This is a genomic window from Pedobacter heparinus (assembly GCF_032678725.1).
GTDB lineage: Bacteria > Bacteroidota > Bacteroidia > Sphingobacteriales > Sphingobacteriaceae > Pedobacter > Pedobacter heparinus_A.
Window position 1 is genome coordinate 178960 of the sequence record NZ_JAVTSC010000012.1, and the last position, 24384, is coordinate 203343.

Annotated in this window: 24 protein-coding genes; 10 read left to right on the plus strand and 14 right to left on the minus strand. The window is 42.0% G+C overall.

Translation table 11 applies throughout. The features are described from left to right. Positions 1–5: 5 nt before the first annotated feature. Positions 6–575: a MarC family protein gene (locus R2Q85_RS18260; RefSeq protein ID WP_316813222.1), complete on the minus strand. Its 570-nt coding sequence runs from the start codon at positions 573–575 to the stop codon at positions 6–8. 417 nt (positions 576–992) lie between these two features. On the opposite strand from R2Q85_RS18260, the gene R2Q85_RS18265 reads away from it, so the two are divergent. The 3 genes from R2Q85_RS18265 (at position 993) to R2Q85_RS18275 (ending at position 6377) form a co-directional block, all read left to right on the plus strand. Beyond that, the gene (locus tag R2Q85_RS18265) at positions 993–3932 is read left to right on the plus strand and encodes a TonB-dependent receptor (protein WP_316813223.1); all 2940 of its coding nucleotides are present in this window, start codon (positions 993–995) and stop codon (positions 3930–3932) included. Positions 3933–3948: 16 nt separating this feature from the next. After that, positions 3949–5583 (plus strand): RagB/SusD family nutrient uptake outer membrane protein, encoded by a 1635-nt coding sequence (locus tag R2Q85_RS18270; RefSeq protein ID WP_316813224.1) that lies wholly within the window; start codon positions 3949–3951, stop codon positions 5581–5583. 107 nt (positions 5584–5690) lie between these two features. After that, on the plus strand, positions 5691–6377 hold the full coding sequence (locus tag R2Q85_RS18275; RefSeq protein WP_316813225.1) for a Crp/Fnr family transcriptional regulator: 687 nt from the start codon (positions 5691–5693) through the stop codon (positions 6375–6377). A gap of 5 nt (positions 6378–6382) precedes the next feature. On the opposite strand, the gene R2Q85_RS18280 is transcribed toward R2Q85_RS18275, so the two are convergent. Genes R2Q85_RS18280 through nirB form a run of 4 tightly spaced genes read right to left on the minus strand, consistent with a single transcriptional unit; the run spans position 6383 to position 10549 of the window. Further along, positions 6383–6799, minus strand: coding sequence for a hypothetical protein (locus tag R2Q85_RS18280; RefSeq protein ID WP_316813226.1), 417 nt, complete (start codon positions 6797–6799; stop codon positions 6383–6385). A 28-nt stretch (positions 6800–6827) separates the two neighbouring features. After that, entirely contained in the window at positions 6828–7643 is an 816-nt protein-coding gene (locus R2Q85_RS18285) for a formate/nitrite transporter family protein (RefSeq protein WP_316813227.1), read from the minus strand. 12 nt (positions 7644–7655) lie between these two features. Further along, positions 7656–7997, minus strand: a complete 342-nt coding sequence (gene nirD / locus R2Q85_RS18290) for a nitrite reductase small subunit NirD (RefSeq protein WP_316813228.1) — start codon at positions 7995–7997, stop codon at positions 7656–7658. Between the two features lie 38 nt (positions 7998–8035). After that, a complete protein-coding gene (gene nirB, locus R2Q85_RS18295) occupies positions 8036–10549 on the minus strand; it encodes a nitrite reductase large subunit NirB (protein WP_316813229.1) in 2514 nt (837 codons plus the stop codon). 279 nt (positions 10550–10828) lie between these two features. Between nirB and cobA the strand changes: the two genes are divergently transcribed. After that, positions 10829–11569: a uroporphyrinogen-III C-methyltransferase gene (gene cobA / locus R2Q85_RS18300; RefSeq protein ID WP_316813230.1), complete on the plus strand. Its 741-nt coding sequence runs from the start codon at positions 10829–10831 to the stop codon at positions 11567–11569. A gap of 108 nt (positions 11570–11677) precedes the next feature. Next, positions 11678–11884, plus strand: a complete 207-nt coding sequence (locus R2Q85_RS18305) for a hypothetical protein (protein ID WP_316813231.1) — start codon at positions 11678–11680, stop codon at positions 11882–11884. An 83-nt stretch (positions 11885–11967) separates the two neighbouring features. On the opposite strand, the gene R2Q85_RS18310 is transcribed toward R2Q85_RS18305, so the two are convergent. Beyond that, the gene (locus R2Q85_RS18310; RefSeq protein WP_316813232.1) at positions 11968–13665 is read right to left on the minus strand and encodes an amino acid permease; all 1698 of its coding nucleotides are present in this window, start codon (positions 13663–13665) and stop codon (positions 11968–11970) included. Between the two features lie 160 nt (positions 13666–13825). Continuing rightward, positions 13826–16111 carry a sodium-translocating pyrophosphatase gene (locus R2Q85_RS18315; protein ID WP_316813233.1) on the minus strand — a complete coding sequence of 762 codons (2286 nt, stop codon included), beginning with the start codon at positions 16109–16111 and terminating at the stop codon, positions 13826–13828. Between the two features lie 341 nt (positions 16112–16452). On the opposite strand from R2Q85_RS18315, the gene R2Q85_RS18320 reads away from it, so the two are divergent. Then, positions 16453–17922, plus strand: a complete 1470-nt coding sequence (locus R2Q85_RS18320; protein ID WP_316813234.1) for an APC family permease — start codon at positions 16453–16455, stop codon at positions 17920–17922. Positions 17923–18052: 130 nt separating this feature from the next. On the opposite strand, the gene R2Q85_RS18325 is transcribed toward R2Q85_RS18320, so the two are convergent. The 3 genes from R2Q85_RS18325 to R2Q85_RS18335 are packed head-to-tail and all read right to left on the minus strand — an operon-like array spanning position 18053 to position 19681. After that, a complete protein-coding gene (locus R2Q85_RS18325; protein WP_316813235.1) occupies positions 18053–18580 on the minus strand; it encodes a peptidoglycan-binding protein in 528 nt (175 codons plus the stop codon). A gap of 41 nt (positions 18581–18621) precedes the next feature. Beyond that, positions 18622–18984 (minus strand): hypothetical protein, encoded by a 363-nt coding sequence (locus R2Q85_RS18330; protein WP_316813236.1) that lies wholly within the window; start codon positions 18982–18984, stop codon positions 18622–18624. A 55-nt stretch (positions 18985–19039) separates the two neighbouring features. Beyond that, positions 19040–19681: a DUF6266 family protein gene (locus R2Q85_RS18335; protein WP_316813237.1), complete on the minus strand. Its 642-nt coding sequence runs from the start codon at positions 19679–19681 to the stop codon at positions 19040–19042. 223 nt (positions 19682–19904) lie between these two features. On the opposite strand from R2Q85_RS18335, the gene R2Q85_RS18340 reads away from it, so the two are divergent. Next, positions 19905–20372: a hypothetical protein gene (locus R2Q85_RS18340; RefSeq protein WP_316813238.1), complete on the plus strand. Its 468-nt coding sequence runs from the start codon at positions 19905–19907 to the stop codon at positions 20370–20372. Between the two features lie 140 nt (positions 20373–20512). Here R2Q85_RS18340 and R2Q85_RS18345 read toward each other — a convergent pair whose 3' ends face one another. Then, positions 20513–21475 (minus strand): ATP-binding protein, encoded by a 963-nt coding sequence (locus R2Q85_RS18345; protein WP_316813239.1) that lies wholly within the window; start codon positions 21473–21475, stop codon positions 20513–20515. A 222-nt stretch (positions 21476–21697) separates the two neighbouring features. On the opposite strand from R2Q85_RS18345, the gene R2Q85_RS18350 reads away from it, so the two are divergent. From R2Q85_RS18350 to R2Q85_RS18360, 3 genes are read left to right on the plus strand one after another with little or no spacing between them, the layout of a single operon-like run. Further along, positions 21698–22198: a hypothetical protein gene (locus R2Q85_RS18350; RefSeq protein WP_316813240.1), complete on the plus strand. Its 501-nt coding sequence runs from the start codon at positions 21698–21700 to the stop codon at positions 22196–22198. Between the two features lies 1 nt (position 22199). Next, a complete protein-coding gene (locus R2Q85_RS18355) occupies positions 22200–22718 on the plus strand; it encodes a helix-turn-helix transcriptional regulator (RefSeq protein ID WP_316813241.1) in 519 nt (172 codons plus the stop codon). Next, the gene (locus tag R2Q85_RS18360; protein WP_316813242.1) at positions 22699–23169 is read left to right on the plus strand and encodes a hypothetical protein; all 471 of its coding nucleotides are present in this window, start codon (positions 22699–22701) and stop codon (positions 23167–23169) included. The genes R2Q85_RS18355 and R2Q85_RS18360 overlap by 20 nt, the downstream gene beginning before the upstream one ends. Positions 23170–23171: 2 nt before the next feature. On the opposite strand, the gene R2Q85_RS18365 is transcribed toward R2Q85_RS18360, so the two are convergent. The 3 genes from R2Q85_RS18365 to R2Q85_RS18375 form a co-directional block, all read right to left on the minus strand. Beyond that, complete coding sequence (locus R2Q85_RS18365; protein ID WP_316813243.1) at positions 23172–23426, minus strand: helix-turn-helix domain-containing protein; 255 nt, start codon at positions 23424–23426, stop codon at positions 23172–23174. Further along, positions 23423–23746, minus strand: a complete 324-nt coding sequence (locus tag R2Q85_RS18370; RefSeq protein ID WP_316813244.1) for a helix-turn-helix transcriptional regulator — start codon at positions 23744–23746, stop codon at positions 23423–23425. The genes R2Q85_RS18365 and R2Q85_RS18370 overlap by 4 nt, the downstream gene beginning before the upstream one ends. A gap of 130 nt (positions 23747–23876) precedes the next feature. Continuing rightward, positions 23877–24155: a hypothetical protein gene (locus R2Q85_RS18375; RefSeq protein ID WP_316813245.1), complete on the minus strand. Its 279-nt coding sequence runs from the start codon at positions 24153–24155 to the stop codon at positions 23877–23879. Positions 24156–24384 lie beyond the last annotated feature (229 nt).

Below are 24384 nucleotides of genomic sequence, written 5' to 3' on the forward strand. Positions count from 1 at the left end.
CCATATTATAAACCTGTATTGTTCCGGAACAACTTAATGGCAATGGCCAGCAGAATAATTCCAAAAGCTTTTCTAAGTACATTTAAGCCCGATTTTCCAAATAGCCTTTCCAGACGTTCTGTATTTTTTAATACAAAATATACAAACATCATATTGATGAGGATGCCTATTACAATGTTTTGAGTGGCATATTCTGTTTTCAATGACAGCAGGGTAGTCATGGTTCCCGCACCCGCAATCAAGGGAAAGGCAAGGGGTACAATAGATACCGTTTCGGGTGCATCCCCTTCTTTAAATATGGTAAGGCCCAATACCATTTCCATGGCAATAAAAAAGATCACTATAGAACCTGCAATGGCAAAAGATGCTACATCCAGTCCAATTACCTTCAGTAAGGTTTCACCTGCAAATAAGAATATGATCATCAGAACAGTTGCAACAAGGCTTGCTTTTTCTGACTGGATATGTCCGGCCTTTTTTCTAAGTTCTATCACAATAGGAATAGCACCCAGAATATCGATAATGGCAAACAATACCATCGAGGTTGATAGGATTTGACTGAAATTAAATTCCATGGCAGTAATTTAAGATACAAAGTAACGGAAAAAATAACCATTCTTTTCGGAGAGGGCATAATTTCGCTGAAGGAGCGAAAAGACGCCAGTCCTCCTCTAAGAAGGTAATTTTTAAGAAAGATCTAACCATTCTTTTCGGAGAGGGCATAATTTCGCTGAAGGAGCGAAAAGACGCCAGTCCTCCTCTAAGAAGGTAATTTTTAAGAAAGATATAACCATTCTTTTCGGAGAGGGCATAATTTCGCTGAAGGAGCGAAAAGACGCCGGTTCTCCCCTAAGAAGGTAATTTTTTATTAAAAGCAGGTTGAATACCGCTACAAACCTCCCGTAAATATGAACCAATTGGCCGGTTTATGGAGCATTACTATAGGTAACTTAGCAGGAGTTAAAGCTAACCAAATTTTATTTTTTAAGGGTATGAAACTACTATTCGGAAACTGGATTGCGCTGATCTTATTGTTTTATGTTGCGGCTGTTACACCTGCTTTTTCGCAGGAAAAGGTAGTACGAGGACAAGTAACGGATCAAAAAGATAAGGGCGTGTTGCCTGGGGTAACAGTGGCGGTAAAGGGAACTACCAAGCGTGCGGCTACAGATCCTAATGGCAACTATCAGATTAGTGCAGGGGCAAATGATGTTCTTGTATTTAGTTTTATTGGTTATGGAACCAAAGAGATAAATGTGAATACAGCATCAGGCAGCATGCTAAATGTAGCGCTTTCATCGGGTACAACAGACCTGGACGAACTGGTAGTTGTAGGCTATGGTACCCAGAAGCGCAAAGATGTAACAGGTTCTGTTGCCTCAGTTGATAAAAGCCGGCTTGAGCAGCTACCCAATACTAATTTTGCCCAGGCCCTGCAGGGTGCCTTACCAGGTGTAAGCGTCGATCAGAACAGTGGCGGAGCAGAAGGAAACAGCAATTCCATTGTTATACGTGGAAAGAATTCTATTACCGCCACCAACGATCCGCTGATCATTTTAGATGGCATTCCTTATAATGGCAGTATCTCCGACATTAACCCTCCGGACATAGAATCAATTGATATCCTAAAGGATGCTTCAGCAGCGGCCATATATGGTTCCAGAGGGTCAAATGGGGTTATCCTGATCACTACAAAAAAAGGAAGTAAAGGCAAGCCTGTGATCTCTTACGATGGCTTTTATGGTGTGCAGTCATTTGCCAATCTGCCGGATATGCTAAGCCCTGAAGAGTTTTATGCCTTTAAACGTACACGAGAGCCAAACACGGCCATCACTACTTCAGAACAGGCGGTTTTCGATTCAAAAATTTTTCCAAACTGGATTGACCTTGCTACCAGGACAGGTAGCCGCAGCCAACATACACTAGGCGTAACCGGGGGCGGTGAAAATTCAAAATATTATGTTTCTGCCACCTATTTAGCTGTCAAAGGGATAGCTTTGAATGACGATTTTAAGAGAATGTCGACGCGGGTAAACCTGGAAATGAATGTGACCAAATGGCTTACCTATGGTACCAATACGCAATTGTCTTACAACAACAGAAGCGGCTTGGCTGCATCTTTTACCGGAGATTATGGCGCCTACCGCTTTAATCCGCTTACCACCGCTTACGACCCCAGCGGAAGCCCTACCATTTATCCATGGCCTGATGATGTCTTCTTTGCAAATCCGCTGGCTACAACACTGGCAAGCAATGACGATGAAACCTACAAAGTAGTCAGCACCAATTACCTCAATGTCCAGTTGCCCTTTGTAAAAGGCCTTTCTTACCGGCTGAATACAGGTGTTGAATACACCAGCAGAGATCAAAGTACTTATTATGGCAGAAACACCCGTACCGGCTTAAAGGATAACGGTAACCTCAGCCTTGGTCAAAACTTGCAAAGAAACCTGCTCATAGAAAATATCCTGAATTACAACAATACCTTTGGTAAGCATTCCATCAGCTTTACTGGCTTGTACAGTTATCAGTATGATAACCTTAAAGGGAACAGTATGGATGCCACCGGATTTCCCAATGATGTGCTCACCTATTACCAGGCCAATGTAGCGCTTTCTAAAACCCCCGGAGCTTCCTATTCAAAGCAAACCCTGGTATCCCAGATGGGACGTGTCAATTATACTTTCAATAACAAGTACCTCCTAACCCTTACCGGTCGCAGAGATGGATTTTCAGGTTTTGGGGCCAATAAAAAATACGGGTTCTTTCCATCAGTAGCAGTTGGCTGGAACTTGTCCGAAGAACCCTTCCTTAAAAATATTGAAGCGATCTCTAATCTGAAGCTGAGGCTTTCCTATGGCAGCAACGGAAACCAGGCTGTAGGTACTTATCGTACCCTGGCAAAGTTATCTGAACGCTCTTATGTAAATGGGTCGGCAACTGCACCAGGTTATATTCCAACAAGTCTTGCCAATCCAGATCTTGGATGGGAAACTACCAACAGCTTCAATGCAGGTATCGATTTTGGATTATTAAAAGGCAGGTTGACCGGGTCAATTGATGCGTATCTTTCTAAAACACACGACCTTTTGTTAAAGCGACAGATCTCTCCTGTACACGGGGTGGATACCATCACCCAGAATATTGGAAAGACGGCTAACAGGGGGATTGAGCTTGGCCTGAACAGCATCAATATCCAGTCAGAAAATTTCAGCTGGTCAAGTACCGTCAATATATCCCTTAACCGCAATAAAATAGAGGAACTTTACGGCAATGGAAAAAACGATACCTTAAATACCTGGTTCCTTGGAAAACCAATCGACCTGAATTTCGATTACATTTACGGAGGCGTCTGGCAAAGTACCGACGACCTGAGTAAATCGCCCCAGCCCAATACCAAAGCGGGGTATGCAAAAGTAGTAGATTACAATAACGATGGTAAGATCGATGCGCGTGATAAGACCATCATCGGAAGCCGGCAGCCAGATTTCACCTGGGGGATGGGGAATACCTTTAAATATAAAAACTTTTCCCTCTATGTATTTGCCCAGGGCGTAGTAGGTACAAACAGGAGAAATACTTTTTTAGCAGATAATGTGAATTCAGGTGTGCGCTACAATACTATGCGTAAAAACTGGTGGACGCCAGACAATCCAACAAACGAGTACTATGCGAATGACGTAAACGCAAATATTTATGGGGTTCCCATTTTTCAAAGCGACGGTTACCTAAGGGTCAAAGACATTTCACTTGCCTATAATCTTTCGGCTAAGATGCTGGAGAAACTCAAACTTGGCAGGTTTAAAGTATACTTCAATATGCGTAATCCCTTTACCATCACCAAATGGACTGGCCTGGATCCCGAATTGAATACGCAGGATGCCATTCCTTTACAAAAAGAATTTATACTGGGTTTAAATATTGGCTTATAGCATTATCAGATTTATTATGAAAGCACTTATCAAAACACTGCAGTTCACCTTAGCCATTGTACTTGTTGCAGGCTGCTCAAAAGATACGTTAAATGAATCCTCTCCAAACATATTGCTGGCAGATAACCTATATAAGGATAAAGCCGGATTTGATGCCGGGTTAAATGGCCTTTATGACGAAGCGCGCCGGTCACGGTCTGGCAGTACCTATGGAGGATCAACTAATCTGATGCTGGAACCAGCGTTTATTGGCGTAGATAATGCCTACGGAAATTATGAAGATGCTTATGAAAAGGTGTTTAACAGCTGGGGTGCGAATAATAATGCCTCTGTAATTCATTATCGCTATATCTGGTCCTGGCTTTATGAAACCATCAATGCCGCAAATACGATTATAAACAGGGCCGGGCAACCAAATAGTTTAACCGAAACAGAGAAGAACCAAGTACTGGCCGAAGCCAGGTTTTTCAGAGGCTGGGCTTATCGTCACCTGATTAATTTATGGGGCGATGTGCCGCTGACCCTCGAAGAATCATCTGGTACAAATATCAAAACAGACTGGCAAAGAACCCAGGTTGCAGAGGTTAGAGCAGCTATAGAAGCAGACTGGCTGTTTGCAGAACAGTTTCTTCCGGAACTTTCCCCGGCCAATCCTGGAAAAGTGCTAAAAGGAGCTGTACAACACTACCTGGCCGAGCTTTACCTGGCAGAAGGAAAAAACGACAAGGCAAGAGATTACGCGTTAAAAGTAACTACCAATCCCAACTATAAACTGGTAACTGCACGTTTTGGTGTGAATGCTGCCAAACCAGGTACCGCATTTACAGATCTTTTTGTAGATGGGAATGCCAACCGTACAGCCGGGAATACAGAAGCATTGTGGGTGATGCAGAATGAACTCAATGTTGCCGGTGGTGAAGGAAGCAACATCATGCGCAGGTATTGGGTAAACCGGTATTATTCTATTGCAGTAAGTGGTACCGATGGCAAATCTAAAAATCCATTTGCCATCAGTGCCGATTATGGAGGGCGCGGAATTGGCCGTCTGTCGCCAACAAAATTTGCACTTACTTTGTATGGGCCGAATGACGATAGGGGATCTGATTATGCCTGGAGTTTTTCTTATGCCATTAATAATCCCGCGGGCATACCTGCCGGAAAAAACCTGGGGGATGTCATCCAGTTAGACAGGACCTCCAATGAGAAGGTCACCAATCCCAATTGGCCAAGCACCAGGAAATGGGATTACGTCAGTCCACAGGATGTAACCGTAGATCGCCAGTATAACGACCAGATGATGGTGAGGTCTGCCGAAACCTACCTGATACTCGCAGAAGCTTACCTGAAACTGGGTGCAACAGATCTGGCAAAAGATGCAATCAATGCTTTGAGAGACAGGGCACATGCCGGACAGATCACTGCCGCTCAGGTAACGATCGATTTTATACTGGATGAACGGTCCAGAGAACTTTTCTCAGAAGAAGAGCGGCGCTATACCTTGCTGCGGACAGGAAAATGGCTGGAAAGGGTAAAGCTTTACAATAAGATTGCGGGGCCGGTAGTAAAGGACAGAGATCTTTTACTGCCCATTCCGCAAAATGTGATCGATGCAAACCTGACCAGTAAAATGCCTCAGAATAAAGATTATTAATGTTCAAAATATCATTAACGTAATAAAATAATAAATCTGGAGGATTTAAAGAAGCGCAACCAAAAAGTTTTAGGATATTCGGCTTTTGTATAAGAGCGTCTTTAGATATGAAAAAAGGTAAATGCTGTGATCTTGAAGCCTGTTTGATGTGTCGTTTGGCATTAAAAGAGTGGAAGCCAGCCATAGACAGTCACAGGAAGAATTTTTTGGCGAAAAAAGGTGAGCAGATCATTCAGGAAGGAGAGCCGGTTACTGGTGTCTATTTTGTTTACAGCGGCAATGTTAAGGTACATAAAAAGTGGGGCGATAAAGAGCTGATCATCCGTTTTGCAAATGATGGGAAGATTTTTGGGCATCGTGGTTTAAACACTAAAACTACAGTTTATCCGATATCAGCCACTGCGCTCGAAGAGACTTCATTGTGTTTCATCGACCTGGAATTCTTTAAAACAACACTAAAAGTAAACCATGATCTGGCTTTTAACCTATTGTTGTTTTTTGCGGATGAATTGCTGGAATCCGAAAAAAAAATGCGTAACCTGGCATTGATGCCAGTTAAAAACCGGCTTGCAGTAGCTTTGTTACAGCTGAGTGCCCAATTTGGGCTTACTGAGGCCGGTAGCCTGAATATAGCATTGAGTAAACAAGACCTGGCCGCGTTTACCGGAGCAACTTACGAAACCGTGTTCAGGATGACAACCGAACTGATCAATGAACAACTGATCTCTATTTCCGGAAAAAACATCAGGATTATAAATGAAGAAAAATTAAGATCCCTTACTCAGGAATCTTAATTCTTTTAAAACTTATAACCGATACCTATACCGGGTTTCCACTCCCCGTTTTTGGTGCTGCTTTTACTGTTGTAATACACAGGGGCCTGCACAGCAAGGTGTTTATAGGCAAGGGTAATGCCGAAACCAAGTGAGGGTGTTACCGTCGAATTTTTTGGGGCGCCAGGCGCTACTTTGTCTTCTTTTATCCTTAAACCAGGCAATAAACCCAACAATACAGTTACTGGTTTTTTATTGAATTTAATGCCCGGCCCGGCACAATTGATATAAGCACCCTGGTCTAAATAACCTGCTACGATCAGGCCGTCAAAAAGTACAGGTTTAGTTTGGATATTTCCGGTCGGAGTTTGTGATTTTGCTTGTAAACAAAGCATAGTAATACTGAGAAGGCTATAAATAGCAAGTTGAAATCTGGATGTCATTGTGGTTAATTTAGCTGGTTTGGATATTTTAGACAGTAGGAGCAGTTACAGACTCAGTTTTAGTACCGTAAGTATAATAAATAGCCATTCCGGTAAACAGCAGGCCGCCTATGATGTTGCCCAGTGTTACAATCAGCTGGTTGTACAGCCACCAGTCTGCAATGGTTACCTTCGCTCCAAACATCATTCCGGCGGGAATTACAAACATATTCACTACAGCATGCTCATAACCAAGGGCAAAGAAAATAAAAATTGGAATTCCGGCGGCCAGAATTTTACCTACAGTAGATTTTGAGGTCATCGCCATAACAACTCCCATGCAAACCATCCAGTTACATAGAATTGCCTTAACAAAAGCAGCGCATAAACCGGCACTGCCATGCATGGCATACCCGGTAGTTTTCTTTTCGGCTGCGGTAACCAGCATTTGTTCTATGGTGCCTAAAATTGCTGCAGTTCCCATTTCCGATGAGGCCGTCCAGAACAGGAAAGCGAAAAGTACGCTTCCGATCAGGTTTCCTATAAAGACCCAGAACAGATTTTTAAGCATTGTGCTTGTCGTAATCTTTTTCTCCAGCCAGGCAAGCGGTACTAATGAAAAGCTCCCGGTAACCAGTTCAAGTCCTAATATTACAATGATTACAAAGCCTACCGGAAACACCAGGGCTCCAGCCATACTCAATTTGGTTTGCGATGAGGCCAGGTAGGCCAGTGTAACTGAAATTCCTAATAAGGCACCAGACATGGAGCCCCTGATCAGCAAGTCTTTAACGGATAAAGATGCTTTGGTAATAGCGGCGTTCATCATGGTGCCTGCTACTTCTTTGGGTGATACATAATCCATAATAATTGATATTTAAGTTAAACCGATATAAACTGTTCCATTCTCTATTTTTACAGGATAAGTTTGCAGGGCACATTCGTCTCCGCTGAGGCATTCTCCCGTAGCCAGCGAAAAGGTCTTCTTATGAAAAGGACAGGCGATTTTAGGATCCTCACCGGTAGAGCCGATCATTCCCCTGCTCAATGCCATTTGTCTGCGGTGCGGGCAAAGATTCTGTGTAGCGTACCATTCATTACGGCGGGTAAAATAAAACAAGGCAATTTGATCCTCCCCACACTTCACACATACGCCGCCGTTCTCTACTGCATCTTCAACACGGCAGGCTGCAAACCAGTTTGTAGTTATTTCTATCATAATCTATTGTTGTTTGGGTGTCTATAATCTATTCGTTTTTAAGCCATTGTCCAGTTCGCTGCCTTCTTCTGACCGCGCATTTCGTCAAATTTTACACTTGGATCTTTCTCTTCCGGAGCGTTCACAAAATGGCTAAAGCGTTTTCTGATCTCAGGGTCTTCGATCGCTGTTTTCCATTCGCATTGATAACCGTCTACCAGCGTCTGCATTTCCAATTCCCACTGGGCAGCCATACCCAGGCTGTCGTTCACAACTACATTTTTCAGGTATTCCATTCCGCCTTCCATCTTGTTCAGCCATGGAGCTGTCCGTGTCAGGGGATCCGCAGTCCGGATGTAGAACATCAGAAAACGGTCTATATATTTGATACAGGTATCACTGTCCACATCCGCAGCCAGCAATAGGGCATGCTGCGGCTTGCTTCCACCATTACCGCATACATAAAGATTCCAGCCCTTTTCTGTTGCTATAATTCCAAAATCCTTGCTCTGTGCTTCGGCGCATTCTCTGATGCATCCACTAACAGCCGATTTAAGTTTATGTGGTGCACGCAAACCACGGTAGCGTTCCTCTATGCGGATGGCATAACTTACGCTGTCGTGCAATCCAAAGCGGCACCAGGTACTGCCTACGCAACTTTTAACCGTACGCAGCGCTTTGCCATAAGCATGTCCGCTTTCAAAACCTGCGGCGATCAGTTCCCCCCATATTAAAGGAAGGTCGCTAAGGTGCGCACCAAACATATCAATACGTTGCCCTCCGGTAATTTTAGTATATAAACCATACTTCTCAGCAACCTGACCAATAATCACCAGTTTTTCCGGTGTAATTTCACCACCCGGTATGCGTGGCACAACAGAGTAGGTGCCGCCTTTTTGAATGTTGGCTAAAAACCGGTCGTTACTGTCCTGGGCAGTATCATTGCCTTTTTTGAGGATCATGTCATTCCACAAACTCGCTAAAAGTGATGATACCAATGGCTTGCATACTTCGCAGCCATCGCCTTTGCCCAGATTATCCAGTACCTGCTCGTAACTTTTTAGGTTATGTATTTTTATAAGGTCATATAATTCCTGCCTGCTCAATTGGAAATGCTCACATACTACATTTCTAACATATTTACCATTTTGTTTCATGGTATGCAGCATCAGGTCTTTTACCATAGGGATACAACCCCCGCAACCTGTTCCTGCTTTGGTGCATTTTTTAATGGCATCTACCGATTCGCAGGCATTTTCAGTAACGGCATTGCAAATTGCAGCTTTAGATATGCCTTCGCAGCTACAGATCAAGGCGTCGTCGGGGAGCCCTGCCAGCCCTGTGTTTTCTGTTTGTGAACTTCCCCCCCTCGATCCAAGGATCAGGTCCTCAGGGTTAGGGGGCAGCAGTATTTTATTGTTTACCGTTTGCAGCAGCATATTGTAGGCTTCGGCCTCACCTATTAATATTCCACCAAGCAGGTATTTCCCATCGTTGCTGATGTTGATGCGTTTATAAATCCCTTTGTGGCTATCCTCAAAAAGAATGGTCCTTGCATCCGGTTCCGAGGTAAATGGATCGCCAAAACTGGCCACATCTACACCAATCAGCTTAAGTTTGGTGCTCATGTCAAAACCTTTGAAGGTTTTGTTGTCGTGACAAAGTCTCGCAGCGGCTACTTCGGCCATTTCGTATCCAGGGGCAATTAATCCATATATGTTGTGGTCAAACAAAGCACACTCGCCAATAGCAAAAACTGAAGGGTCACTGGTTTGCATATATTCATTTACAATGATACCCCCACGGGTGCCCACTTCAATGCCTGATAACTTTGCCAGTTCGTCTCTGGGTCTTATACCTGCAGAGATCACCAGCATATCTGTTTTTAATTCACTGCCATCATTAAATTTTAAGGAGGCGATCCGGTCAACCCCTTCGATACTGCTTGTTCCTTTACTGGTATAAACGTTTAAATCCAGTGCTTTGAGTTTGTTTTGCAGCATTTCGCTACCTGCACTGTCTATTTGTCTTGGCATTAAGCGTGGGGCAAATTCGACCACATTTGTCTCGGCAAGGTTTAAGTCTATGAGTGCTTTTGCGGCTTCCAGTCCTAATAGGCCACCGCCCAGTACTGTACCTGTTTTTGCATGAGCAGCATAGTTTTTAATCAGGCCCAGATCTTCAATGGTTCGGTATACAAATACACCTTCTTTATCAATCCCCGGTATATCCGGCACAACAGGCGCTGAACCCGTTGCTATAACCAGGTAATCGTATTTCAGTGTAAGTCCTTTTGAAGAGTGGACGGTTTTGCTGTCCCTGTCTATTTCCTTTACCGGATCATGTAGATAAAGGGAGATTTTGTTTGCTGAATACCAGTCTTCGGTGGAAAGAGAAAGATCCTCGGCAGTTTTTCCATTGAAGTATTCACTCAAATGAACCCGGTCATAGGCTCTTCTAGGCTCTTCTCCAAAAATTATGATATTAAATTCATCAGATTTTGTGATTATTTTCTCGCAAAACTTATAACCAACCATTCCATTTCCAATTACTACTATATTTTTCTGTTTCATGTTGCTTATTTTTTATTTTTTTGAGTGATAATCTTATTTTATAAAGTTTTTATATATTTTTTGATGGTTTTTTGTTGTTGTTTATTGTTTTTATGGTGTTTTTAATCGTAATATTTGAATTTTTTGGTTATGATTTTGTTTTATAATATGTTTTATATCTTTCAAATATAGGTATTTTATGATTTAAAACTAATAATAGAATGATAAATGTCATAAAATAAGCTATTTTTGAATATATTTTAATTGTTTATTGGTTTTTTTGATAAAATATTGTAGAATATGAATGAAATAACAGGTGATTTTGGATTATTTGTAATTGGTGGTGGTCCTGGAGATCCGGAATTGATCACTTTAAAAGGATATCGGGTGTTGCAAAGGGCAGAAGTGGTGCTTTATGATAATTTAATCAATAAAAAACTGCTGGAAATGGTTCCGGAGGATTGCGAATTGATCTATGTGGGCAAACAACCTTACGGAAATTATACTCCACAAGAAGTTATTCACGAACTGATCAAAGAATATTCAAAAAGGCACCGGATCGTAGTCCGCTTAAAAGGGGGAGACCCTTTCATTTTTGGACGTGGCTTTGAAGAAGTGCTGTTTGCCGAACAACATGGTATCCCTGCACATTATATCCCCGGTATCAGTAGCATGCAGGCCAGTGGTTTAAATGGCATTCCGTTAACGCATCGAGGAGTAAGCGAAAGTATCTGGGTAATTACCGGCACTAAAAAGGATGGCAGTTTGTCAAAAGACCTGCGTTGCGCCATTAATAGTTCGGCAACCGTAGTGATCTATATGGGGATGAAAAAACTGGAAGAAATTGCTGGGATCTATCAGCAGGCAGGCCTGGGGGATATGCCGGCAGCAATTATTCAGCACGCTACATTGCCACAGCAAAAAAAAGTGATCTGTACGGCCGGGGAGCTGCCTGATGTTGCTGTTAAAGAAGGATTAACCTATCCGGCTATTGTTATTATAGGCAAAGTTGTAACCGCAGGTGATAACAAAGCCTCATGATTTACCGGTAATTTATTGCAGTTCACCGAACCTTTATAGGTACTGACCATTTGTGGCTTTTCCATTTCAGGTTTACGCCCCATCTTTATACTATTAAATTTATAAACGATGAACATGCTTATCTTTAAAACCTCAGTACAAAACAGGATCGATCTGATCTCCGTAAAGCCAATTTTTAACCTTTTATTTGGAAAAAAGAACTGGTTGTTCACATTTGAGGATAAATTGCTGCGGGTAGCTTCTTCTGTGCCCTGTGCAGATGTTGTTGCCTTTATCCTGCAGGAAAATGGAGTACTGTGTGAAGAGTTAACCTAAGCACAAAATAAAAACCCGATTCGTTTATATAAAAAAGCCGCCTGGTGTATACATACCAGGCGGCTTTTTTATATAAAATGGATTTATTTGATCTTCACATGTTTAGCGTTATTCGCTTTAAACAGGTAAAGGATTAAATGTGCGGCAGCAAAAATCAGTGAAAAATAATACAATCCTGTATCTGCTCCATCAGTGATGTGGTGGTGTATAATCGCAACAATGATCAAAAGTATGGCCAGTACAAAACCAATATAAGAAACAGTTTTAGTACTCTTCATCAGTGTAAGTTGGTTGTTGTCCGAAAGCAGACTGTTCTTCATGCCGTAGAAAAGATAAACATTGATACCTATGATCATCCATACCAGTAAACGGACCCAGGTATCCAGTGGTAAGAACACCATCATGCCCAGGCAAACCACAACACCCAGTATAGGGATTAACGGTACCAGAGGGACTTTAAATGCCCTGGGTAGATCTGGCATGCGTTTCCTCAAAATCATTACCCCGATACATACCAGGATAAAGGCCAGTAATGTGCCAATACTGGTCATCTCACCAACAACTGTAGCCGGTACAAAGGCAGCAAACAAACTTACAAATACCATAAACAGTAAATTGCTTTTGGCAGGGGTACTGTATTTAGGATGCACGTTTGAGAACACCTTAGGCAATAAACCATCTTTACTCATCGAGAAGAATACCCTTGACTGACCTAAAAGCATCACCAGGATTACAGAAGCATAGCCACCCAGGATAGCCAGGATGATCAGTTTATTTAACCATGGATAAGCAGGCGTTACAATTCCAGCCGCGTCTTTAGTGCCCATGTTATCGATGGCAACAGCAACCGGTGCAATACCGTCCTGACCTTTAAACAGATCGTAATTGGCTACGCCGGTCATTACGTGTGCAAAAAGAATATACAATATGGTACAGATAAATAAAGAAACCAGGATGCCGATAGGCATATCTTTTTTTGGATTTTTGGCTTCCTGCGCGGCAGTTGAAACAGCATCAAAACCGATGTAGGCAAAAAAGACAATTCCGGCAGCCCGTATCACCCCTCCCCATCCATGTGTAAATACACTTTCATGACCTGGTTTATCACCAGGAATAAAGTAAGGAGAATAGTTATCTGTATTGATGTATTTCCATCCCAAAAAGATAAAGATGAAAACAATTACCACTTTAATGGCTACAATGAGGCCATTTACAAAGGCCGATTCGCTGGTGCCCCTGATCAGTACAAAGGACATCAGCACAATGATAAAAACTGCCGGTAAGTTAAACATACCGGAAACCACCGTTCCGTCCAGTAAAGTGGCATGCTCAAAAGGTGACATGGTTACCTCTGCGGGTAGGTGAACATCGTAGTAGGCTAAAAACTTGACCAGGTACCTGCTCCAGCTGATAGATACTGTTGCAGCACCTAAGGCATATTCCAGTACCAGATCCCAGCCAATAACCCAGGCTACAAACTCGCCCATAGTGGCATAAGAATAAGTATAGGCACTGCCGGCTACCGGTATCATGGAGGCAAATTCGGCATAACATAATCCTGCAAAACCGCATCCTAAAGCAGCTATAACAAAAGAGATGGTAATGGCAGGACCTGCATTGTTGGCTGCTGCAGAACCGGTGATAGAGAAAAGTCCCGCACCAATAATGGCCCCGATCCCCAACGCAACCAGGTTTACCGGGCCTAATGTTCTTTTTAGTGTTCCCTCACCGCTCTCAGCTGCTTCCTTGGTGAGTAAGTCAATCGACTTTCTAAAATTCATAGTTTGTGGTTTAGTTTAACAAGTTTTTTCTATGCCGTTTAATTCTTCAGGTTAGCTTATGATTGTCATAATCCTATCATAATCCGTCAAACCTAAAGAAAATATATCTAAAAATAAAAGGGATTCTTTTCAGAATCCCTTTTGTCATCATATTCAGTAGTTAAAAATGTTCAATCACTGTTTTTTTAATCCCTGCAGCCTTTTCGGTAACCTTAACAACTTTTAACTGGGTAACCGGCTTAAGGGCAAGTTCAGTTTGTTTTGCAGGTGTTTCCAGTTTTACGGTAGCAGTTGAAGTGCTTACCGCAATGTACGGTGCAATGACCAGCGAAACAATGGACATCAGTTTAATCAGGATATTCATAGAAGGCCCTGAAGTGTCTTTGAAAGGATCACCAACCGTATCACCTGTTACTGAAGCCTTATGCGGTTCAGATTTTTTATAATGCATTTCGCCATTAATTTCTACGCCTTTTTCAAAGGATTTTTTGGCATTGTCCCATGCACCACCGGCGTTTGACTGGAAAATACCCATCAATACACCCGATACCGTAACACCAGCCAGTAAGCCGCCCAATATTTCTGCTGAACTTACCGCAGGAAATACGCCTTTAAAGCCAAAGCCAACGATGATTGGCACCAATAATGCAATGGCACCTGGAAGCATCATTTCGCGGATAGAAGCTTTAGTTGAAATGGCTACGCATTTTTCATATTCCGGCTTTGCTTTGTATTCCATAATACCTGGAATTTCGCGGAACTGACGGCGAACTTCCTGTACCATGTCCATAGCCGCCTTACCAACTGCTGCAATACACAAAGCAGAGAAGATAAAAGGGATCATGGCACCTACAAATAAACCAGCCAGAACTGGTGCTTTATAAATGTCAATTGCCGAAATACCTGCAACACCCACAAAGGCTGCAAATAAGGCTAGCGAAGTTAAGGCTGCAGAAGCAATCGCAAAACCTTTACCCGTAGCTGCAGTAGTGTTGCCAACAGCATCGAGGTTATCTGTACGCTCACGCACTTCAGGTGGCAACTGGCTCATCTCTGCGATACCCCCTGCATTATCAGCAATTGGCCCAAAAGCATCAATGGCTAACTGCATGGCTGTAGTAGCCATCATGCCCGCTGCAGCTATCGCAACTCCATATAAACCTGCAAAAGCATAAGAAAAAATGATGCCTCCTGCTAAAACCAGGATAGGGGCAACCGTAGATTTCATCCCTACTGATAAACCGCCAATGATATTGGTAGCATGGCCCGTACCCGATTGCTGGATAATGGAATTAACGGGGCCTTTGCCCATAGCCGTATAATATTCTGTAATGATACTCATTAAAGTGCCTACTACCAGACCTACTATAATGGCATAAAATACATCCATACTGGTAAAATCAACACCACGTAAATGCAACTGCGCTGGCAACATCCAGGTTACGATAAAAAATGAAGCAATTGCTGTAATTACAATTGATCCCCAGTTTCCTAAGTTTAAAGCAGTTTGTACGTTAGAGTCTTCTCCTTTAATGCGCACAAACCAGGTACCTACGATAGAGAAAAGGATTCCCAAACCACAGATTACCATTGGAAGGAGCACCGGAGACATACCGTTAAAATTATCGGCAGCTACAATTTCCTGTCCCAATACCATCGTGGCTAGAATAGTAGCTACGTAAGAACCGAATAAATCGGCGCCCATACCGGCAACATCGCCTACGTTATCGCCTACGTTATCCGCAATGGTAGCCGGGTTCCGCACATCATCTTCGGGAATGCCGGCCTCAACCTTACCCACCAGATCGGCGCCAACATCGGCTGCCTTGGTATAAATACCGCCACCAACACGTGCAAATAAGGCAATAGATTCTGCACCAAGCGAAAATCCGGTCAGTACTTCTATTGCTGTTTTCATTTCTACGCTATTTGACGCAACCACATCAAATATCTGAAGAAAAACAATAAATAATCCGCCTAAACCTAAAATGGCCAGGCCTGCAACACCAAGTCCCATCACGGTGCCGCCTGTAAAAGATACTTTTAAAGCTTGTTTCAGGCTGGTCCTTGCTGCCTGTGTGGTACGGACATTGGCTTTAGTAGCGGCTTTCATCCCGATATATCCTGCAGTTGCAGAAAATACAGCGCCGATAATGAAAGCGACCGAAATGATCCAGCTGGAGTGTAGGGCTATACCGTTTACCTCGTGTATGGTTCCGGAGTAGGCCAGTAATGCAGCTGTAAATACCACAAAAATACTCAACACCCTCCATTCGGCCTTTAAAAAAGCCATAGCTCCATCTGCTATATATCCTGCCAGCTCCTGCATGTTGGCATCACCAGCATCCTGCTTATTCACCCATGCACTCTTAATTGCCATTACCAGAATGCCAATTAAGCCCAATACAGGGATCATGTAAATTAAATTGTTTTGTAAAAACTCCATACTTTAAATCTTCTCGTTTAGGTTATTTAACTCGTTTTATTTTTGTTTGGTTTTTCCCTTTTGCAATTTGCTGTGGTTCTTTTAAGCGTTTGATCACAATCAGGAGGACAGCAAAAATAACTGTGTAAACGTAATTAACAAATTTTTAATCAATTGATTGCAATCCTTTTTTTTAAATTTAATACATTGTGCTTTTTTGGCCATTCAAAGGCTGTTTTTTATTTTTAATTAACCAGGGCTTGCCACACAACAATGTTTTTTAAATATATTCGCTTAAATAAGGGCTTTTCCTGATCTGTGTTTAGCCATAACGCCCTTAAACCAAACCAACCAACGTAAAAATGGAGAAAGAAAACCAAGATGGTTCCTTTAAAAGAGAACTTGGATTGCTAGACGGTACCATGCTAGTTGTGGGCTCAATGATCGGCTCAGGGATATTTATAGTAAGTGCTGATATTGTACGCAATGTAGGCAGCGCCGGATGGCTGATAGCCGTATGGGTAATAACCGGGCTGATGACAATGACTGCTGCCATAAGCTATGGAGAGTTGAGCGGCATGTACCCTAAGGCTGGCGGACAGTATGTTTACCTTAAAGAGTCTTACAACAAACTTATTGCCTTTTTATATGGCTGGAGTTTGTTTGCTGTGATTCAAACAGGTACAATAGCGGCTGTAGGTGTTGCTTTCTCTAAATTTGCAGCTTACCTGATCCCGGCATTGAGCGAAGACAATAAATTGCTGAAAATACAGACAGGGCTTGATGCCTGTAATGTTCCAACTTATTTTTCTGTAAGTTCAGCACAGTTCATGTCTATAGCTATTATAGCCTTGCTCACCTATTCAAATTCCCGCGGTGTAAAGGGTGGGAAATGGATCCAGAATATTTTTACCTCCACCAAATTACTGGCGCTATTCGGGTTGATCATTGCCGGTGTTGTTATGTTTAAACCGGAGGTATGGCAGGCTAACTGGACCAATGCATGGATGGCTACAAAGGCTGCGTTAATAGATAGCTGTAGTTCTGCTGCAGGCTTTAGTGTAACACCAATTGCCGGAACAGCCTTGTTGGGTGGCATTGCAGCCGCTATGGTGGGCTCTGTTTTTAGTAGCGATGCCTGGAATAACGTTACCTTTATTGCAGGTGAAATGAAGAATCCGAAAAGGAATATCGGCCTTAGTCTGTTCCTGGGTACACTTATCGTTACGATTATCTACGTGGCTGCCAACCTGGTGTACCTTGCGGTATTACCTATGGATGAAATAGCTCATGCTGCAAAGGATAGGGTGGCGGTAACAGCTTCTACGGTTATCTTTGGTAGTATTGGTACAGCATTGATTGCAGTGATGATCATGATTTCAACCTTTGGCTGTAATAACGGTCTTATTCTTGCAGGGTCAAGAGTGTATTATACTATGGCGCAAGATGGCCTGTTCTTTAAAAATGCAGGAAAATTAAACAAGCATGGAGTACCGCAATGGGCACTTTGGGCACAATGCCTGGTTGCTGCGATTCTTTGCCTAAGTGGTAAGTATGGTGATCTGCTGGACATGATCTCCTTTGTTGTAGTAATATTTTATGTACTTACTATCGGTGGAATATTTATTCTACGGAAAAGATTGCCTGATGCTGAGCGTCCATATAAAGCATTTGGATACCCGCTATTGCCGGCTTTATATATTATTCTGGGTATTAGTTTTTGTCTTTTATTAATTTGGTTCAAACCACAATTCACCTGGCCAGGACTTATTATTGTACTTATTGGGATTCCTATTTATTATTTAACGAAACAAAAGGACATTGAAAAATAACCGTTCTACTCTGCGGCTGCATAATCGCGCTGAAGAAGCGCGAAGACGCTATGCCGCTTCGCAGAAGGTAATTTTTCTTTTAAAGCGAGGGGGGTAAGCATCATGCTTAACCCCCTCGCTTCTCTGGCCCCTACTTTACCCAATCCGCATACTTACTTATGGTACGCTTATGCCTAACCTTTCTGTAAACCCCATCACCGGCTCTTGATCCTGCTAAATTGGTATTGCCTTCCAAGCCGTAAATCAGGTCGTTTCTAATGGATTCAACCAGGCCGCAATGTCCTATTCTTTTTAGTGATGGATAATATAAACCGTAAACTAATCCCCGCATCTTTTTGTCATCCCAATGAATTGCGGGAGCTGCAACTAATCTCTCTTTTGGAAACAAATGCGGGCTCCAGGCGGTTCTGGGCTGCGGATAACCAGCTTTAGCGTGGCACCAACTTACAAACGCCGCGCACCAGGGCTGAGGCGTTTTGAAGCCCACATAAGCAAGATATCGCGCAATAGCGACACCACAATTTTCACAACCTGTTTCCCTAACCCCGATTTCTTTGCGGGCGGTGCTAATAACTCTTTCATATTCTTTTTTGTTAAATTTTTCTTTAAACATTTTGTCGTCATTTCGACGATAGGAGAAATCTCTTAAACTATGCATACACAAGAGTTCTCTCCCTGCGGGTCGAGATGACGAGGTGGCTATAGTATTGCTATCAATGCCCCAATTGCGCCCAGCAATAGCAAAGCAAACAAGCACAATACAAATTTTAATTGCTCCCATAACATTAGTTCCTTAAACTGTAAAACCATTTCACCCAAATCGGGCAAACCCATGCTTACCCAAAAGCGTTTTAGTAACCACCAGCACAAAGCCAGCATGATTAAAAAACTAATCATAGCCAGCAGAACCAATAACCAAATACTAGGGTCAATATATCCGGTAGTGGCATCCATAAATTCCGGGGCGGTAAACCATACCAGCAGCAATATCAATGCAACCAGGTAAGACTCTATTTTTTGAACTGGTATTCCAACCGGTATTCTTAAACTCAATGTTTTCATAATAATCTAATTTTAATTAAATAAAAACGGGGGCAGAAAACTACCCCCGTAAATTTTACAACACTAAAAACGACCCTACGTAATACGAGTCAGTTACCAGCTTCCCATCAGCCGATACCATAGAAAAATACGCCTCTACGGTATCACCCGAAAAATCACCAGGCAGCTGCAAGCTGTAGGCCAGGGCCGATCTTACAACCGCACCCTGCAGCGTAACAAACTTGTCCTTATCTGGATTATAAACCATAAACGTAACCTTGTCTGTAGGTTTTGCATTGGTGTCGCCTGTAACTGCAAGCCATGAATAATCCAGTTTGGCTGCTACGGTAATGGCAATTACAGGAGTGTTTGGTAAATCCAGTTTGCCACGGCTGTACAGCACTTTGCTGTAGTCGATGGTGAAATTTGGCGATACACCGGTAACCGCGCGCTTCAGGTTATAGCCTACACACGCATTTACGGGTGTCATGCCTGCATCGTAATCATCAAATCCTGGCTTTACCAGTTTACTGATGCGGCTTACCCAACTGGTTATTAAGCCAAACTTAAACCGCTGGTCCAGCATCAGCTGGGTTGGCGGTACAGATGATTTGTGGGGCTTAATGGCAAAGATGTTTTTCCCTTTAACCCAACGCCCAACGTTGTTACCGGTTTTTCCGGTGAGGTCACAAAATGGACCCGCAAATAGTTTTCCCATTGTAATAGGTTTTTAAATTCATAAATCTGTAAACTGGTCATCCTTGCAAGTAGACAAGGGCAAACGTATTTACATCATCTATAAAAACCTAACAACCAGGGTGTACCTGCCGGAGATTGCCGAACATTTGCCGGAGCACCGGAAGCAGTTAACTACATTATTTCATTTCAGCTGTTTCATTTTTCAAAAAGTGTTTAGCTTTACGTATCTAAATTAACATTTTATGGTCCCAAATCTACGCTGCTCCTTAGCACTATTATTTATCGTTGCAATGCTATCGTCATGTGCAACTAACTATCAGTTGGCCCAAAATAAACTCACATTTGAAGATGGTATTGATGTTGAAATGAAAAAGGTGCAAACCATGGATCAGCAGTCTGCATGGGGCGGACGATATGTAGCTCCCAGAAAACACACTTTTGTACAAATATCCCTATTGATCACTAATAAGCTTGGTACAGATCAAAAAATAGATTTGACAAAGTTTTGGCTAATCAACCCAGAAACGAAAACCAAGTATCCTGTATCAAGAATTTATCAGGCCACAGCTGTTGTTATTGGCGCCCGGGATGAGCTGAAATTAAAAGCGGGAGAACATGCATCGAGAATACTAATGTTTACTTATCCTGAGAAATTGAGGCCCGAATTTTTGGAAGTGAATGGCACTTTGCATACCATTGCTTATAACTAACATAGCCTAACCCTTCACCAATTTCAAAACACTGGCTTCCAGGTAAAAATTTACAGAACCCCGCTTTTCGCAAACCAGCTTGCCTTTGTATACATATTCTCTCTCATTTATCGTTCTGTTTATGCTGAAAAGAAAAGACGCTAACACGAAATTTTCGGCGAACTATTGATCAACTCTCCATTTGATAAGGTTAAACGGTACGCAGTAATTTTAATGTGCTTTAATTGTTCACTAAGTTCTTTAGACAGTCTTTGGAGGCCAAAAGACGGCTCCTTCCTAGCCGTTTCAGTTTGGAAATGTACATTCCTAAGTTCTCCTGATTGTAAAATGACTGGCTCAACAACATATTTCGCTATTGATTTAAATTCTATTATTTCGTAATCAGATGGATCATCAAATAAACTCAATTTGAAACTGACCGAACTAATTGATACAGGTCGTCTGCCAATATTTTCTATAATGATATTAAAATCAGCCATTAAAAAGTTTTGACCTGCAGTGTTGGGCACTAAAACCAGGGTAAATGCAGGTAAAGGAATGGTAGACAGCAATTCGTAATCTGGCTGAACATTTTTCCGGTCATAGTACATTAATTCCAGATCACTTTTACTGGCCGGATACGTACTGGAGCCCCTGCGAATAAATATCTTATGATCGTCGTTACTTTTAATTGCTTCGGTTACCTTGTCAAAAGTCTGATAGTTCCGAATGACATGTGGCTTATCAATTGATGGCGGTATGTAAATTATTGATACAATAAATCCTAGTATATCACCTTCTATGAGTTCAAACTGAAACAATCTATCTATACGTTTATTAATCAGATCTGGTAATTGGGATGAATCTTTTAAGCAACAATCAGAGAATTTGGCATGAGCCAGTTCTTTCTTTTTATCGTCATAGCCAATTATGATCATACCTCCCGGACCAAAGGAGTTGGCAATTGCACTGGTATCTTTTATAAATTCATTGATACCCCTTTGTTCAGTTAATTTGTACCACCTCGCTTTAAAATCTATTTTTGGATTTTCTACTTCCAAACCAGCCATCGACTGACTGATGTAAGAGTACGCCTGACGTAATATTTCTTGATTACTTTGCATATCCTAAGTTAGGAAAAGAGATACTTTAATTATAAACTAAGCATTAATTAAGTCGATATGGACTAGAATGAATTTTCAAAGGGGTCCGAAATTAAAACTGAAAAGAAATTATTAACCCTAACCGCCAGGATTTAAAAATTAATTAAGTTTGATTATTGTAAATAATACTTTAAAACCGATGAAGTATCAAAAATTTACATTTAATTTGTACTTAACTTAAAAGTGAAGACCTTTGTAATTGAAGAATTTTACGTTGACGAACAGAACATGTGTAATTTTTATACAGTGAAATACGATGACGAACAAATTTCCGAAACTGTGAAATTCTTAGATAAATATGATCGCGAAGGACATGAGTTGAGAGACGATGTTTTACATATACAAGTGCTGATTGATGAAATTGCAGCAAGAGGTTCTCATATCATTTCTCGTCCCAGGGACGAAGCCAGAGCATTTGCATTGCCTCCGGAAAAAATGGTCAGAGAAATTACATTGGAATATACCGGAAACAATTTACGATTATATTATGTTGAATTGGCAACAAATGTGTGGTTGCTTTTGGGTGGGGGCGAAGCCCATGCTGGCCCGAAAGATAGGTCACCAATAGCATTTCATGAAGCACAAGGTTTTGTAAAAAAGGTAGCAGAAACATATAATATTGAATACAAGATCCAAAAGGGCCGGGTTATGCCGGTAGATGGAGATGAGATAATAATTCATTAAAATGATAAACGAAAGATTTCTAAAAGCACGTCAGAATGTACAGCCTGAACATCGGATATTTGTGAAAAAAAATCTGGCACTTATAGAGCAGATATTTCACATTTTGGAAGAGAAGGGATGGACGCAGAAGAAACTGGCAACAGAACTTGGTAAATCTGAGTCTGAAATCAGCAAGTGGTTATCAGGTACACATAATTTTACTTTCCAGACCATTAGTAAAATTGAGGCTGTATTGGGTCAGGAAATATTAGCCACGCCAAAAAATATTGCGCAAAAAATCCATGCAACGTTTGATGCAAAAGCCAAAAAAGTTACCGGCGAGTTGCTAAACCGCATACACAACGAACCAACTATAGTATTGTACGATACTTCATTTGCCATGAAGTCTGACGGTGAAACCACTGTAATTCACCGAGAGAAGAAAATGATATTGAGTGATAGTACTTTCACTGTAGACGCAAAAGAAGTAAAAGTGAAATTTGTAGAAAAACCTTCCAATCATGACACGAGCGCAGCCTAAGTCAGTAGTTGTACCCGAAAAAATATTTATCAGCAGCATTAATATTACTAACGCGCAGGTAAATACTGCTCAAGGTATAGCTTCCAATAGTTGGGATAAGATGGAATATCAGGTGAAAACTAAAAGCCAGTTTTCAAGGAATACAAATGATTGCAAAATAGTTCTCAGTACAGACTTCAGAAAAAACGATGAAAATAGGGAACCTATAATTTCAGCAAACTTCACTATAGAGTTTGTATTTATCATAGAGAATCTAGATGAATTCCGTTTTGTTGATGAGAAAAAAAATGAAAACGAAGAACCTACAATAAAAATACATAAAGACTTAGGTATAGCACTAATGAGTATTGTTTATTCAACAGCCAGGGGAATCATTCTAACCCGAACTGCTGGCACAGTATTGGATGGAGCCATTTTGCCTGTAATTGATCCTGCATCAATTTTAAGCTAATCTCAACCCTTCACCAATTTCAAAACACTGGCTTCCAGGTAAAAATTTACAGAACCCCGCTTTTCGCAAACCAGCTTGCCTTTGCGTGTGTATTCGTATAAAGTACGGTCAGATATGCGGAGCATCTGTTTAACCGTTGCGCTATCCAGCCAATGGTCTTTTTCAGCAGCCTTTTTCATTTCTTCCAAATGTTCGCGCTGTTCTTTAAAATGCTGGCGCAGTAAGCGTTCAATACGGATTAAAATTGCTTTTGTCATTGCGCATGCTGTTCGTACAGCTCAATCAGCCTGCCCTGTAACTTTACCAGTCTTTGCTCGGCCAGCAACAGCTCATCTTTAAGGCTGCTGATAAGGGCTGCGTTGGCATTTGTGCCCGGTTCTTCATCATCCAGTATGGCACCAGGGCTTAGCTCAAAAAAAGCGGCAATGAGCGCTAATTTTGAAACGCTCAGATCCGTAAGGTCTGTTTCAATTTTGCTCATTGCCGCTGCGGATATGCCCAATGCTTCTGCCAGCGTGAATTGCTTGCAATTCCGCTTTAAGCGCAGCCAGCGTATCTTTTCGCCCAGGGTTTTCATTTTATTAAATGGAGCACAACAATTTGTTATTGTGCATTGCTAAAAATGTTAATTTTAATTGAGGGCAGGAATCCTCTCCTGCCCCCGGGCCTTGCCCAAAACTATAAGGCCCATGTTTAACCCTACAGGGTTAGTGCTGGTAAATCACTTCCGGCGGTACGCCAAGGCTGGTCGATGTGCCAACGGCACATTGGTCCACCGTACCACTGCAGCCATAGTAATTCTCGGCGTCAGTTTTAGTACCTACAAAAGGGTTGGTTTCTTCCGGTGGTGTTTCACCACCCACCCTGGTCCAGGTGTACTCATTTTCATTGGCCTTTGGCGCATGTTTCGCCGTTGTCGCATAGGCAACAGTAACTGTTAGTGCCATAGCAATAGCTACCAAACTTGTTTTGAAAACTTTTTTCATGTTTTTGTTTTTTTAATGATTAATAAAATTTGTTAACTATATATTCAGATCTGGAATATCAAGATTTATATAAGTCGGTCGTCCTTAAAGCGATCGTCAGTCTTGTGCATGCCCCGCCCCGTCATCTCGACGATAGGAGAGACCTCTTGAACTATGCCTAAACAAGAGGTCTCTCCCTGTGGTTCGAGATGACGATCGTTCTAGCGGGCACACATTATACCGCCCAAGC